Source organism: Tabrizicola sp. (assembly GCF_030373185.1).
Lineage (GTDB): Bacteria > Pseudomonadota > Alphaproteobacteria > Rhodobacterales > Rhodobacteraceae > Tabrizicola.
The window spans coordinates 268,199-281,750 of the sequence record NZ_JAUCZH010000002.1; the positions used below are offsets into that span (position 1 = coordinate 268,199).

The following is a 13,552-nucleotide window of genomic DNA, read 5'->3' on the forward strand; positions in this document are numbered from 1 at the left end:
TTTCTGTCCTTTCCGATCAATAGACCGAGTGGGAGTTTTCGGTAACATCGGCCTCGGTGACCTTGCCCCAAAGCACCTTGTAGACCCATGCGGTGTACATCAGGATCAGCGGCATGAAGATTACCGTGACCACCAGCATGATGAACAGCGTCAGGTGTGAAGACGAACTGTTCCACACAGTCAGTGACGATTGCGGATCAGACGAAGACGGCATGATGAACGGGAACATCGTCAGCCCGACGGATGATATGACGCCAAGGATCGCCATCTTGGAGAAAAGAAGTGTCGACACCTCGCGCCCGGCCCGCAGGCCAAGGAACGTCAGTACGCCTCCGAGGATGCCGATAACCGGCGCAACGACGATCCACGGACGCTCCGCATAAGCTGTCAGCCAGGTTGTGGTCCTTTCCACGTCAAAGTGCAGCGGATTTGAAGGGCCGCCGGTGACATAGTCGCCAACGATCCGGTAGCCGTCGATCCCGAAAGCCATCCAGACACCCGCCACGGCATAGGCCGCAACCGCCACCAGCGCCGCCACCGATCCGATGGCGCGGGCGCGATGCTGCACCGCACCTTCCGCTTTCAGTGTCAGCCATGCCCCGCCATGCATGACCAGCATGGACAGCGAGACTACCCCCGCCAGAACCGAGAACGGGTCAAGGAGTCCTGCGAATTTCATGTACCACACGCCCTCATAGATGGTGTGCAGGTCATCAGTGAAGTGGAACGGGACGCCCTGAAGCACATTGCCGACCGCCACGCCGAACAGCAGCGCCGGGATGGCACCGCTGGCAAACAGCGCCCAGTCCCATGCCGAACGCCACCGCGGGTCATCACGTTTGGAGCGATATTTGAACGCCACGGGCCGAACGATGAAAGCGGCAAGGATCACGAACATCGCAAGGTAGAATCCCGAGAAACTGACCGCGTAAAGCGGCGGCCAGGCGGCAAAGATCGCGCCGCCACCCAGGATGAACCAGACCTGATTGCCTTCCCAGACCGGGCCGACGGTGTTGATCGCAACCCGGCGCTCCACGTCGGTCTTGCCGACGAAGGGCAACAGCGCGCCGACCCCCATATCGAAGCCGTCGGTCAGGGCAAAGCCAATCAAAAGCACACCCAAAAGCAACCACCAGACGACGCGAAGGAATTCATAGCTGACAAGTTCATGCAGGATCATGGTTCTTACTCCGCTGGCATGGCGATGGCGTCGGCATTGCGCCGCCCGGCCAACCGGTCATGGTGACGCAACACCCAGGCGTCGGTTTCGGCAACATCCTGGAACGGGCCTTTGCGAATGTATTTCAGCATCAGCCCCATCTCGATGATGAACAGCACGGTGTAGAATGCGATGAACCCCGCAAGCGTCAGCGCCACCTCGGTGATCGACAGGGCGCTGACCGACATGGCCGTGGGCAGCACGCCGTCCACGGTCCAGGGCTGGCGGCCGAACTCGGCCACGAACCAGCCCATTTCGGCGGCAATCCAAGGCGCGGGAACCATCACGACGGCCAGCCACAAGGCCGGGCGGGGGAAGTTCATGCCCTTGAACGACGCGCGGTAGAAGAAATAGGCCATTGTGCCGATGAACCCGAAGCCCAGCGCCACCATGATCCGGAAAGCCCAGAACAATGGCCAGACAGTTGGCACGGTGTCATTCGATGCCGCAACGATCTGGTCTTCGGTCGCCGTGCGTGGGTCTTCGACGTATTTCTTCAGCAGGAATGCAAAGCCAAGGTCGGCCGAGTGTTCCTCGAACGTCGCCATGACCGCCGGGTCCGCCGCATCGCGCATCTCCCGGATGTGCATCAACGCGTCATAGGCGATGATGCCGCTGCGGATCCGGGTTTCGGCTTGCGCCACCAGATCGTTGATCCCCGGAATCTCGGTCGTCAGCGACCGGGTGCCGATCAGTCCCATCGCCCATGGGATTTCGATGGCGTAATGCGTCTCGCGCGTCTCCTGGTCCGGGAAGCCGATCAGATTGAAGGGGGCGGGAGCCTCATGGGTTTCCCACATCGCCTCGATCGCGGCGAGCTTCATCTTCTGGCTGTGCGTCGCCGAGTAGCCGCTTTCATCCCCCAGCAACACCACCGAGAACGCCGAGGCCAGACCGAAGGCCGCAGCAACGGTGATCGACCTGCGGGCCAGTTCTGTGTGACGGCCTTTCAGCAGATACCACGCCGAAACACCGATCACGAAAACCGAAGCCGTCACATAGCCGGCCGAAACAGTATGGACGAACTTTGCCTGCGCCACTTCGTTGAACAGGACGGCAAAGAAATCGGTCATCTCCATCCGCATGGTCTGCGGGTTGAATTCCGCCCCCACCGGATTCTGCATCCAGCCATTCGCGATCAGGATCCACAGGGCCGAGAAGTTCGAGCCAATGGCAACCAGCCAGGCCACCGTCAGGTGTGCCACCTTGCTCAGCTTGTCCCAGCCAAAGAAGAACAGCCCGACAAAGGTGGCCTCAAGGAAGAAGGCCATCAGCCCTTCAATCGCCAACGGCGCGCCGAAAATATCGCCGACATAGTGGCTGTAGTAGCTCCAGTTCATGCCGAACTGGAACTCCATGGTAATGCCCGTGGCGACACCAAGGACAAAGTTGATCCCGAACAGCGTACCCCAGAATTTCGTCATTTGCCGCCAGATCGGGCGGTTGGTCATGACATAGACCGTCTCCATGATCGCGACGAGGATCGACAGACCCAGCGTCAGCGGCACGAAGAGGAAGTGATACATGGCCGTCATGGCAAATTGCAGCCGTGACAGCTCGACGATCCCGAATTCCATATCCCTGGCTCCAGTTATCGCGGGGCGAGTCCATCGCGATATAAATTCTTACTTTCGCATGTATCTTGCCAACAGAGCCCGTGAGCCTTGATCCAGATCAATAAATGGTATTTTCTATACCACTTAATTCAGCGCGATGACGCGATCCGCAAAGGCTGTCTCGACCTCGCGGTGCGCAGCGATGAGGATGGCCGCAGTCGGCAGAAGCCGCCGCACCCCAGCCAGGACTGCAATCGCGGTTGCATCATCCAGCCCTTCGGTTGGCTCATCCAGCAGCAGGATCCGTGGCATGCGAAGCAGCGTGCGGGCCAGCGCAAGGCGCCGCGCCTCGCCACCTGAAAGCCCATCGCCGCGCGGGCCGATCCGGGATGCAAGACCGCCCCGGTCGCGGATCACCTGCGTCATCTGGACGGAATCCAGCGCCTGCCACATATGCTTGTCGCCCTTTGGGCCGGCGAGGCTCAGCGCTTCGGCCACGGTTCCGGCCATCAGGCTGCTGCGCTGGGGAAGCAGGGAAACACAGGCTCTCAAATCAGCCTCGGGCCAATCGGCCACTGACCGCCCACCCAAGGTGATCCGGCCTTCAGCCACCGGGTGCAGCCCGGCGATAGCGAGCAGAAGTGTGGATTTTCCGGTCCCGCTGGCCCCGGTGATGGCCAGCGTCTTGCCCGGGTGCAAGGAGAAAGAAAGCCCCGTCACGACAGGAATCGCGGCACCGGGACGCTGCAAGATCAGGTCCGTGGCCTTCAGATCAAGTGCCGCGGCACAGGCCGAAGGACCATCGACATGGGAATAGGCAAGCGCAGGGCTGGCGATGTCACGCCCCACCCTGCGGGCCGCGCCTGCGATGCGCCCAAGGTCCGACACGGCGCGCCGCAAGGGAACGAGCGTTTCCGCAAGCGCCAGAGCGGCAAAGAACCCGAGTGCTGCAAAGGCAGGCTCAATCCGACCGGATTGCACCAGCATCATCCCTAGTCCCAAGGCACCAGCCGCGACCATGGACGCAACACCCCCCAGTGCTGCCGCTGCCTTGCGTTCTGCGCGGTCCAAATGGCGACGCAAATCCTGCCGCCGGGCCTCTGCACGCTCAACCGCCGCCTTCTGCGCAACCAACCTGCCATAGACAGCCAGATCGCGCCGCCCCCGGATCAGGTCTATCAACCTTGTGCGAAATGCCTGAGCCGCAACCTCGGCGCGGCGGGACAACGGCAATGAAACCCGGGCCATCCATCCGGCTGTCAGTGCGGCACCCGCAAGATAGCCCCCAACCACCCACAGGGCGACGCTTGGAGCCACCAGCCACCACAGCGCTGCGAAGGCCAGCACCTGCGCCGCCATACCCGCCATCACAGGCAGCACCAGGCGCAGAGGCACGCCGTCCAGCGCGTCGATATCTGCCGTCAGTCGGTTCAGCGCCTGTCCACCACGAACCCGGATCATCCGGGCGTAAGGTGCCGCCAGATGCGCCGCCAGAACGCGCAACCGCAAGGTTTCCAGCGCGTGCAGGGTGGCGTCATGGGTCAGTATCCGCTCTCCATAGCGCGCCGCTGCCCGGCCAAGCGCCAGAAACCTCACCATCGCGGATGGACGGAACACGTCGAACACGGCCCCTGCTCCGGCAAGACCCGCCGCAGATGCGGCCGTGATGAACCATCCCGACAGGCCCAAGAGAGCCACACCCATTGCCAACACGACAAGGCCAAGTGCCGCGCCCCGCAGCATCGACGCGCGCTGGTCACGCAGGATCAACCGAAAGATCGACCAAAGCGCGGTCATGGGGCGGCTCCCAGATCGATGATCCGGTCCATTCGTGCCGCAAGGGCAAGGTCGTGGGTGGCGACAACCAAGGTGACGCCCCTTCTGGCTTGTGCCAACAGACCTTCAGTCACCTTGCCCGCCGTATCGGCATCAAGGTCAGCGGTGGGCTCGTCAGCCAGCACCACATCAGGATTGCCAAAGACCGCCCGCGCCAGCGTGATCCGTCGCGCCTCGCCGCCGGACAGCCCGCCGCCGGTTTCGCCAAGCCGGGTTGCAAGGCCCTTCGGCATGGCCTGAACCACCGCGCCAACTGCCGCAGACTCGAGAGCCTCGGCCAGGTTTCCACGGCGCCCAAGGGTCAGATTTTGCCGCAGACTGCCGGTCAGGAAATGCGGCGATTGCGGCATCCAGCCCAACCGCGCCCGCCATGCATCGGCGCTCGCGGCCGTCAGGGCCTGCCCTGCGACGACAACCGCGCCTTGCCCGGGCATCTCCAAGCCCGCCATCAGGCGCAGCGCACTGGTCTTGCCAGCGCCGCTTGCGCCGATCAGCGCCACACGCTCACCGGCGGCTATGGTCATGTCGGGCAAGGCACGGCCCGAAGGGGTGAAACAGCCATGCAAACCGATGCTCGCAGGGCCGGGCAAGCGTTGGGCCTGCCCGCCAGAACCCGGCAACTGCGCACTTCCTTCGGAGGAATGGGCAAGGATTTCGTCCATCACGGCCGTGGCCGCCGCCTTGTCATGCCAGGCAGCCGACAGATCGCGCAGGGGCTGGTAGAACTCCGGAGCCAGCAGCAACAGGAATATCCCGGCCTCGGGCGTCAGCTGCCCGCCCCAGGTGCCAAATTCCAAAGCGCCCAGAAGAGAGAACCCGACATAGACCGCCACCATCGCCACACCGATCGCCGCGAACAGTTCCAGCACGGTCGAGGACAGAAATGCCACACGCAAGACGGCCATCGTCCGACGCCGAAGGTCGCCCGCTTGCCGTGCAAATCCCTCCAGCACCCTCGGCCCTGCTCCCAGAAGCCGGATATCCACAAGAGCCGAAAGCCGTTCGACCAGAAAATCGTTCAGCGTGCCGATCTCTGTCATCTGACGGGCGCTGGCTTCCTTGGCAGCCATCCCGATCAACGCCATGAACACCGGAATCAATGGACCCGAAATCAAAAGCACCACACCAACAGCCCATGACTGCCAGAACGCCAGCCCCAATATGACCAAGGGCAGCACCATGACCCGCGCGCGGGCGGGCGCATAGCGGGTGACATAGGGGGCCAAGAGATCCAGCTTTTCCCCTGCAAGCGCCGCAAGACTGCCTGCCCCGCCAAAAGCACTGTCGCCCGCCCGGCGCGCCTCGGCTGCGACGATTTCGGCCCGCGCCTGCGCAATCATCGCTTCAGCCGCAGCTTGTGCCTGAGCCTCGGCCAGATAGGTCAATGCAGCACGCAGCAACCCAAGTCCGCCAAACCCAATCGCCGCGATCAGTGGCGCTGGTGATCTTTCAACCAGCAAACCACCGATGGCCCAGGCCACCACCGCCGCCTGAAGCGGCCAGACCAACCCGGCCAGTACCGATATCGCTGCCGCCCGGCGCTGGCCCGTCTGGCCGGGATCAGTCTGCCGGGAAGTTGCGTCAGGCAGTTGCGTGGCAGACTTGTCCAAGGGCTTGCTCAAACTGTTATTCAAGATGCCACTTAAGGCAGTTCATGCGGGGCCGACCTGATCCAAATCAAAGACCCCGTGGTTTCGTTGCCCTACCAGACGATAATCTGGATATGGAAAGCGACTTTCATGCGCCTGACGACGAAAACCAATCTTGCTGCCCGGGTCTTGATGGCCTGCGCGGTCAACGATGGCCTGACCTTGCGCAGTTCTGAGATTGCCCAGACCTGCAATGCCTCGCTCAACCATCTGCTTCAGGTCGTGAACGCGCTGCAAGCCAGTGGCTTTGTCGAAACCATTCGTGGCCGCAATGGCGGCTTGCGCCTTGCCCGCCCAGCTGACCAGATTTCTATCGGAGAGGTTTTCCGCGTGTTCGAGGCGAGCGTTCCCTTTGCTGAGTGCTTCGCACCCGACACCAACACCTGCCCGCTTTCGGCATCCTGCCGCTTGCGAGGCTATGTGGCGCGCGCCGTTGAAGCATTCTATCACGAGTTGGACATGGTCACTCTGGCGGATCTGACGAAAGGCAACTGCGGTCTTGCCGGGCTGCTTGCGGTGCCGGACGGGCTTCGCCGCACCTGCCCGGAGGCTGCTATTGCCTGATCGCACCCTTGACGAACGGCCCGAACGGCAAGATCCGGGCGCGCGGTTCTGGAACAGGTTTGCCGATCGTTACGCGGCGCGACCGATCAAGGACGAAGCGGCCTATGAAGCGCTTCTTGCCGATGTCGCGGGGCGCCTGCATGCGACGGACAGGGTGCTGGAAATCGGCTGCGGCACCGGGGGAACGGCCATCCGCCTTGCGCCGCACGCGGCCCGGTTCACCGCCACCGATTTTTCCAGCGAAATGGTGCGGATCGCAAAGGCGAAACCTGCGCCGGACAATCTTCGCTTTGAGGTGTCAGATGCCGGGGCGGCCCTTGATCGCGGCCCGTTCGACGCTGTCTGCGCATTCAATGTGCTACATCTGGTTGACGACCTGCCCGCCCTGCTCGGCCGGGTTCACGCCCGACTGCAACCCGGCGGGCTGTTGATCAGCAAGACATGGTGCTTTGCCGATCTGGCGTTCAGGCTGCGCCTTCTGTTTGCCGTGCTTCGAACCGCAGGCCTCTTTCCGCCTGCGAAATCGCTTGGCTTGACAGAGCTTCGTCAGGCAATTCTGGATGCAGGCTTCGAGATCATCGATCAGCGTGTTCTGGGGTCACGGCCGCAAAATCCCTACATCGTCGCCCGCAAACCACTGCTTGCAGTCAAATCCTGACGCTGCATTGACCCCCGTCAACGACACGGATCACTGAATGGTTGTCTGGTTGATGATTGAGGCCATCTGCGGACAGGCAGACAGGTATGGGCAAAGGGATCACAATGACCGACGATGCGGAAAGGCACCATAGCAGCTACATCAATGTTCCAGAGGCCGTCGGCATTTTCGACACCTTCGAAAGCCTCCAGAAGGCGATCTATGACCTGATGATAGCCGGCTTCAGCCGCTATGACATCAGCCTGCTGGCAGATCAGAAGGTGCTGGAGGAAAAGCTGGGAAAGGCCTTCTGGACGGCACCGGAACTGGCGGATAATCCAGACGCCCCGCGCGCCGCCTTCGTTTCGGAGGAGGCGATCGGGGAACTGGAAGGCGCAATAGCGGGCGGATTGTTCTTTCTGGGCTCATACATCGCCATGATGGCGCTGCTGACACCTGCCAGCACGATCGCAGCGTCCATCGCGGCTATCGCGATCGGGGGCAGTCCGACTGCGGTCCTTGGCACGTTGCTGGCGCGTCGGGTTGGAAGGCACCACAAGGACTTTTACGCCAACCAGATCAAGCACGGCGGCATTCTTCTGTGGGTCAGGACATGGGACAAGGACAAGGCGGAACTTGCGGTGAAGATCCTCAAAGGCCATTCGGGCCGCGATGTCCATGTGCATGACTGGAGCGAATGATCCGCTTCCTGCATGCCCGTGGCATCACTTCGGAAGCCACACCAGCGCCCTCAGCCCACCTTCGGGCCGGTTGGATAGTCCCACATCGCCGCCGTGGGCGCGAAGGATTGCGCGGGCAATCGGAAGGCCCAGTCCGATACCGCCCGTATCTCGCGAACGCGAGGCTTCAAGCCGCGTGTAAGGGTCAAAGACGCGGTCCAGACTTTCCTCTGCAATACCGGGGCCATGGTCATCGATCGTGATCTCCACGCCCTGCGAGGTTTCGCGCAAGGTGACCTCGACCCGCCCGCCATAGCGCTGCGCGTTTTCCAGCAAGTTGCGCAGCGCGCGCCGGATCGGTGTCCGTCGCAACGACAAAGTTACGCGACTGCCACCAATGATGGAAATCTTCGGCCCTGTGTCGGCCAGCTCTGTCGTCAGTTCCGCAAGGAGCAGCGTAAGGTCTACCGGCTCGGTCGGCTGATCCGCCGAGACCCCGCGCGCATAGGCCAGCGTTGCCTCGACCATGTCCCGCATCTCGTCCAGAGTCGCGACCATTCGTTCGCGCGTTTCGTCATCTTCCACCATTTCGGCGCGCAGCCGCAACGCGGTGATGGGCGAGCGCAGATCATGTCCAAGCGCCGCCAGCATCCGGGTTCGGTCCGCGACCATGGCGGAAATGCGGGTCTGCATCCGGCCCAGGGCATCGGATAGCGCCTGCACCTCTTCGGGTCCGCCCTTGGGCATGTCGGGCGCCTTGCTGTCGATCCCGAAATCCTCGGCTGCGTCAGCGAGCAAGCGCAAAGGCCCGGTAATGCGCCGCAGCCCGTACCAGAGCGTCCCCATGATAAGCGCAAGGGAAAGCAGGATGGTCCCAAGAATGACCGGGGGAATCTGGAAATCAGGCCGGTCATTGCTGGCACGCACGTTTAACCAGCCGCCCTCGGAAAGACGGATCGACAGCCGCAATTCGACGGGGGCAAGTCCTGCCGCAAGCATCCGGTCCTTCAACCAGACGAGCGGCGCGGGCGGGTTCATTGGCTGACCGCTGCGCGGAGAGATGCCGATTTCCTCGACCCGGATCTTACTGGATTGCGGCAACAGGATCTCCACTTTGCTGCGGACCGTTGAGACGGTCGGAGCGTCGTTTGCAACCAGTGCCTCGCGGGACAGATGAAAGTCCGTATGTGCGGTTCGGGCGGCCTGCAGAATTCCGGCGCGGTTGGCCATGGGTGCAGCTTCCAGTGCCAGAACCACCGCAGCGCTGCGCTCAGCAGTCTCCAGCCGGAGCGCGTCTTGCAAGGTCCGCCCGCGTTCATCCGTGAACAGCCAGAGGCTGATGGCCTGCGCAAGCACGAAAGCGCCGAAGACCAGCAGCGCCAGTTGGCCTGTCAGGCTCTGCGGACCAAGCCGCATCAGGGAACCGAACGGACATCGGTGGCAAGGCTGTAACCGCCCGCCCGAACCGTGGCGATGATCTTCGGACTCCCCGGATCCTGCTCGATCTTGCGGCGCAAGCGGCTGACCTGATTGTCGATGGTGCGGTCAAATACATCGGCCACCCGGCCGGATGTCATGTCCAGCAGCTGATCACGGGAAAGGACGAAGCGGGGGCGTTCCAGAAACACCGTCAGCAGTTTGAATTCAGCACTGGTCAAGCTGACCTCGCGACCATCCTGATGGGTCAGAGCGCGGGTGTCAGTGTCCAGCAACCAGCCCGCAAAGCTTTGCTTGCGACCGCCAAGAGTGCCGGCCAGCGGCATCGGCCGGTCGGCCCGGCGCAGGATGGCCCTGATCCGAGCCAGAAGCTCACGCGGGTTGAACGGCCTTGCCAGATAGTCGTCGGCACCGATTTCCAGCCCGACAATGCGATCCGTTTCCTCTCCCAGCGCGCTGAGCATCAGGATCGGTGGACCGCCATTGGCCGAAACGCGGCGGGCGGCAGAAAGCCCGTCCTCTCCCGGCATCATCACATCAAGAACGATCAGATCGAACCGCCCGGTCTTCAGCGCCAGATCCATTTCCGAAGCATCGCGGGCAGGCGTGGCGCGCATCCCGTTCTTTTCCAGATAACGCGCTACGGCATCGCGGATTTCGCGGTGGTCATCGACGACAAGGATATGGGGCGTTGCATCTGTCATGCCCCTTCATAGCCTGCTGCTTCCGCCAGCGGGAAGGATTTGCGTATCGGCCTGTCGCAGGCGCGACCGCTGCGACGGACCGATACAATTCAGGCCCCTGCAAGGCATCCTTCTGCGACAAAGCCCCCCAGTCTCGCAATATCCGAAATACGAATCCGATTGGACGAGACCATGAAACGCAAGACCTTCCTGACCTTCGGCGCCATCGCCACTGTGGCAGTCATTGGAGCTGCAAGCATCCCAGCCATCGCAGGTGGCGTGCAATGGAGAATAATGGGGGCCATGATGGGAGACCATGGGTCAGGCATGATGAAGCATTCGGGCATGGGTGCGGACCACGACCAGATGGGTGAACGCGGCAGCCACTCGTCGAAGGCAATGCACGGATTTGGCGAAGATGCAGCCTTCCTGCACTTTGACGTCGACAAGGACGGCAAAAGGACCAGCGCCGGCGAAATCAGCTTTCCGGCAAAGGCGATGGCGCGGATGGTCCATTTGACCGATGTCAACGCAGATGCCCCGGCCAATCCATAGTCTGACAAGGAATGGCGAGTGCCGAAAGGCCTTCGTCTGACCTTTTGAAGAGACCGGGCATGTTACATTCCAAAGGCTATTTTGGTAGCCGTATCGCACATTGGGCCGTTTTGGGATGATGGCGATCATGTCTGTTTCAGGCACTCTGGAGTGGGTCGCGGATGTGACGGTTGCGGCGCAGCTTTCCGATCCCGTCAAGGTCGCGCTGCTGGCGCTTGTCGCATTGGATGCGCTGGCATTCCATCCAAGCAGATCAAGCCGAAAAACAACCCAATGATCGCCACGGCCCATCCGGCCAGATGAACGCAGCAGACCCCAAAGACACAAGGCGACCCAAATGCCAGATCCCGCCAAACCTGATCTTCCGCTGGACCTTCCCGTTTCCCCCGGGACGCAGCCCGCACCGCGGCGCTGGTTTCGCAAGCGGTATCTTCTGGTACTGCTGATCCCCGTCTTCATGTTCTCGGGCGCGGTGATCGGGATGTATTTCCAGCCACCGGGCTTGCAGAAGTTCTATGAACTGACCGGGCTGCAACCCGGCGGGGGGTCGGATGCGCCGATTGCCTTGCCGCCCGATATCGAACTGCCGCCCCGGATGGCTGAAACCATGCTGCCGACCGATGTAGTTGGCCTTGCCCGGGTGATGCCGCGCGGCGATGTCTCGGTCGTGGCCGCACCCTACGGGGCCGGGGATGCCCGTGTGGCCGCAATCCTCGTGGCAGAGGGCGACCGCGTGGCAAAGGGTACACCGCTGGCCCGGCTGGATAACCGCACGGCTCTGGAAGGGGCGGTTCTGCTGGCCGAGGCCAATCTGGCGGTCCGGCAGGCCTCGCTGATGCAGACCCGTGCTGCGGTCGAGGCCAGCCGGGACGAAGCGCAGGCGGCGCTGGATCAGGCCATCGCCACGGCGACCGAGGCAACAACCAGCCTTGCCCGCACCGAGGAACTGTTCCAGCGCGCCGTCGCAACGCAGGCCACGCTCGATTCCGTGCGCACTGCGGCCGAGGCGGCCCGGCAGGCCGTTGTCCGGGCCGAGGCCACCTTGAAGCGCTTTTCCGCGCTTGCGCTGGAGGATCAACCCGACGTCGTGGTTGCGGCCCGCAACGTCGAGGCCGCCGAAGCCGATCTTGCCCGTGCGACGCTGGATCTGCAACGCGCGGTGGTGGTGGCCCCGATTGCCGGAACGATCCTCGATATCCGCGCGACACCGGGCCAGCGCCCCCCGGCGGACGGGATCATGGACATGGGCGACACCGACACGATGATGGCCGAGGTCGAGGTCTGGCAGGACCGTATCGCGGTCGTGAAGCCCGGACAGCCGGTCGAACTGGCCGCGCCCGCCCTGGGCCAATCCCTGATCGGGACGGTCGAAAGCATCGGCCTTACGGTGGGGCGGCAGGGACTGATTTCCGATGACGCTGCGGAAAACAAGGATGCGCGCGTGATCCGGGTGCTGGTGGCCCTGGATGGCCCGTCGTCCAGCGTTGCCGCCCGCTTCACGAACCTGGAGGTGATCGCGCGCATTGACACCACCGCAGGCGCGCGTGGAACCCCATGAGCCGGCTGCTGCAAGCCCTGTTCGGGCGCCTGCCGATCGGCTGGCTGCAACTGACCCACAACCGCACCCGCTTTGCTGCGGCGCTGGCCGGGGTGGCCTTTGCCAATGTGCTGGTCTTTGTCCAGCTTGGCATCATGAACTCGATGGGGGCGGCAACGCTGCGGCCCTATGACTTCTTTCAGGCCGACATCATGATTTCCGCCGGGGATGCCAATGCGCTGGCCGATGGCGGCAATGTCGCGCGGCAATGGCTGTTGCAGGCGATGGCCGACCCGGATGTGACCGACGGGATGGGCCTCTTTCTGGCCAATGTGCCGTGGGACCGGGGCGAGAAGGACATCAGCCTGACGACCTTTGGCGTCGATCCGGCCAAGCCGGGCTTCATCGCGCCGGAAATCGGCGGCGATCTGAACCTGTTGCAGGTGCAGGACGCGGCAATTCTTGACCGGCTGGCGCGTGGACTGGGCAAGGAAGAGGCCGCCGCGATCCGCCCGCAGACGCCGCTGGCGTTCGAGACGCAAGGCAGCACCCTGACGGCCTATGCCACCTTTGCGGGCGGCGGCGGCTTTGGCGGCGACGGCTACATGCTGGTGTCCGACCAGACCTTTCTGTCGCTCTTCCCGGCCCGAAGTTCGGCGGCCCCGGACCACATCCTGTTGCAACTGCGCCCGGGCGTGCCTGTGCAAAGCGTCGTTGCCCGGCTGAAGACCCTGATCTCGGACCCCAGCTTGCGCATCCGCAGCTATCCGGATGCCGCGCAGGAAGACCTGCGCTATCAGCAGACCCGCAGGCCGACCGGGATCATCTTCGGTTTCGGCGTGCTGATCGGGGTGCTGGTGGGGCTGGTCATCGTCTATCAGGTGCTGTCCACCGATGTGGCCGACCACCTGCGCGAATATGCCACCTTCAAGGCCATGGGCTATGGCCCGCAGTTCTTTCTGAGCGTGGTGTTCGAAGAAGCCCTGGTGCTGGGCATCATGGGCTTCATCCCGGGGCTGGTCGTCGGCACCACGATCCTGACGCTGATGGGCAGGATCACCACCCTGCCGCTGGCGATGACCCCGTCAATGGCGGCAAGCGTGTTTCTTGGCACCATCGTCTTTTCCGCAGTGTCGGGCGCGATCGCCACGCGCCGTCTGGCCGCCGCCGATCCGGCCGATCTGTTCTGACGGGGGCCG

Annotated in this window: 13 protein-coding genes; 7 read left to right on the plus strand and 6 right to left on the minus strand. The window is 63.0% G+C overall.

Going from position 1 to position 13,552, the window contains the following annotated elements:
- Nucleotides 1-16: 16 nt before the first annotated feature.
- From cydB to cydD, 4 genes are all read right to left on the minus strand, one after another.
- The gene (gene cydB, locus QUV21_RS06160; protein WP_300853751.1) at nucleotides 17-1,180 is read right to left on the minus strand and encodes a cytochrome d ubiquinol oxidase subunit II; all 1,164 of its coding nucleotides are present in this window, start codon (nucleotides 1,178-1,180) and stop codon (nucleotides 17-19) included.
- Between the two features lie 5 nt (nucleotides 1,181-1,185).
- Nucleotides 1,186-2,796, minus strand: coding sequence for a cytochrome ubiquinol oxidase subunit I (locus QUV21_RS06165; protein WP_300853752.1), 1,611 nt, complete (start codon nucleotides 2,794-2,796; stop codon nucleotides 1,186-1,188).
- A 123-nt stretch (nucleotides 2,797-2,919) separates the two neighbouring features.
- Entirely contained in the window at nucleotides 2,920-4,572 is a 1,653-nt protein-coding gene (locus QUV21_RS06170) for an ATP-binding cassette domain-containing protein (protein WP_300853753.1), read from the minus strand.
- Entirely contained in the window at nucleotides 4,569-6,221 is a 1,653-nt protein-coding gene (gene cydD / locus QUV21_RS06175) for a thiol reductant ABC exporter subunit CydD (protein WP_300853754.1), read from the minus strand. Before cydD ends, QUV21_RS06170 begins: the two co-directional genes overlap by 4 nt.
- 129 nt (nucleotides 6,222-6,350) lie before the next feature.
- Here cydD and QUV21_RS06180 point away from each other — a divergent pair, with 129 nt between their 5' ends.
- The 3 genes from QUV21_RS06180 to QUV21_RS06190 all read left to right on the plus strand — a co-directional run bounded on the left by QUV21_RS06180 (nucleotide 6,351) and on the right by QUV21_RS06190 (nucleotide 8,162).
- Nucleotides 6,351-6,824, plus strand: a complete 474-nt coding sequence (locus tag QUV21_RS06180) for an Rrf2 family transcriptional regulator (RefSeq protein ID WP_300853755.1) — start codon at nucleotides 6,351-6,353, stop codon at nucleotides 6,822-6,824.
- Nucleotides 6,817-7,482 carry a class I SAM-dependent methyltransferase gene (locus tag QUV21_RS06185; RefSeq protein WP_300853756.1) on the plus strand — a complete coding sequence of 222 codons (666 nt, stop codon included), beginning with the start codon at nucleotides 6,817-6,819 and terminating at the stop codon, nucleotides 7,480-7,482. The genes QUV21_RS06180 and QUV21_RS06185 overlap by 8 nt, the downstream gene beginning before the upstream one ends.
- A gap of 104 nt (nucleotides 7,483-7,586) precedes the next feature.
- Complete coding sequence (locus QUV21_RS06190; protein WP_300853757.1) at nucleotides 7,587-8,162, plus strand: hypothetical protein; 576 nt, start codon at nucleotides 7,587-7,589, stop codon at nucleotides 8,160-8,162.
- 24 nt (nucleotides 8,163-8,186) lie between these two features.
- Here the strand turns inward: QUV21_RS06190 and QUV21_RS06195 are convergent, their stop codons facing one another.
- Both QUV21_RS06195 and QUV21_RS06200 read right to left on the minus strand, forming a co-directional pair.
- Nucleotides 8,187-9,557: an ATP-binding protein gene (locus QUV21_RS06195; protein WP_300853758.1), complete on the minus strand. Its 1,371-nt coding sequence runs from the start codon at nucleotides 9,555-9,557 to the stop codon at nucleotides 8,187-8,189.
- The gene (locus QUV21_RS06200) at nucleotides 9,557-10,282 is read right to left on the minus strand and encodes a response regulator (RefSeq protein WP_300853759.1); all 726 of its coding nucleotides are present in this window, start codon (nucleotides 10,280-10,282) and stop codon (nucleotides 9,557-9,559) included. Before QUV21_RS06200 ends, QUV21_RS06195 begins: the two co-directional genes overlap by 1 nt.
- Nucleotides 10,283-10,453: 171 nt before the next feature.
- Between QUV21_RS06200 and QUV21_RS06205 the strand changes: the two genes are divergently transcribed.
- The 4 genes from QUV21_RS06205 (at nucleotide 10,454) to QUV21_RS06220 (ending at nucleotide 13,543) form a co-directional block, all read left to right on the plus strand.
- Complete coding sequence (locus QUV21_RS06205; protein WP_300853760.1) at nucleotides 10,454-10,816, plus strand: hypothetical protein; 363 nt, start codon at nucleotides 10,454-10,456, stop codon at nucleotides 10,814-10,816.
- A gap of 115 nt (nucleotides 10,817-10,931) precedes the next feature.
- Complete coding sequence (locus QUV21_RS06210; protein ID WP_300853761.1) at nucleotides 10,932-11,093, plus strand: hypothetical protein; 162 nt, start codon at nucleotides 10,932-10,934, stop codon at nucleotides 11,091-11,093.
- Nucleotides 11,094-11,153: 60 nt separating this feature from the next.
- Complete coding sequence (locus tag QUV21_RS06215; protein ID WP_300853762.1) at nucleotides 11,154-12,374, plus strand: HlyD family efflux transporter periplasmic adaptor subunit; 1,221 nt, start codon at nucleotides 11,154-11,156, stop codon at nucleotides 12,372-12,374.
- Complete coding sequence (locus tag QUV21_RS06220) at nucleotides 12,371-13,543, plus strand: FtsX-like permease family protein (protein ID WP_300853763.1); 1,173 nt, start codon at nucleotides 12,371-12,373, stop codon at nucleotides 13,541-13,543. The genes QUV21_RS06215 and QUV21_RS06220 overlap by 4 nt, the downstream gene beginning before the upstream one ends.
- The last annotated feature ends 9 nt before the right edge of the window (nucleotides 13,544-13,552 follow it).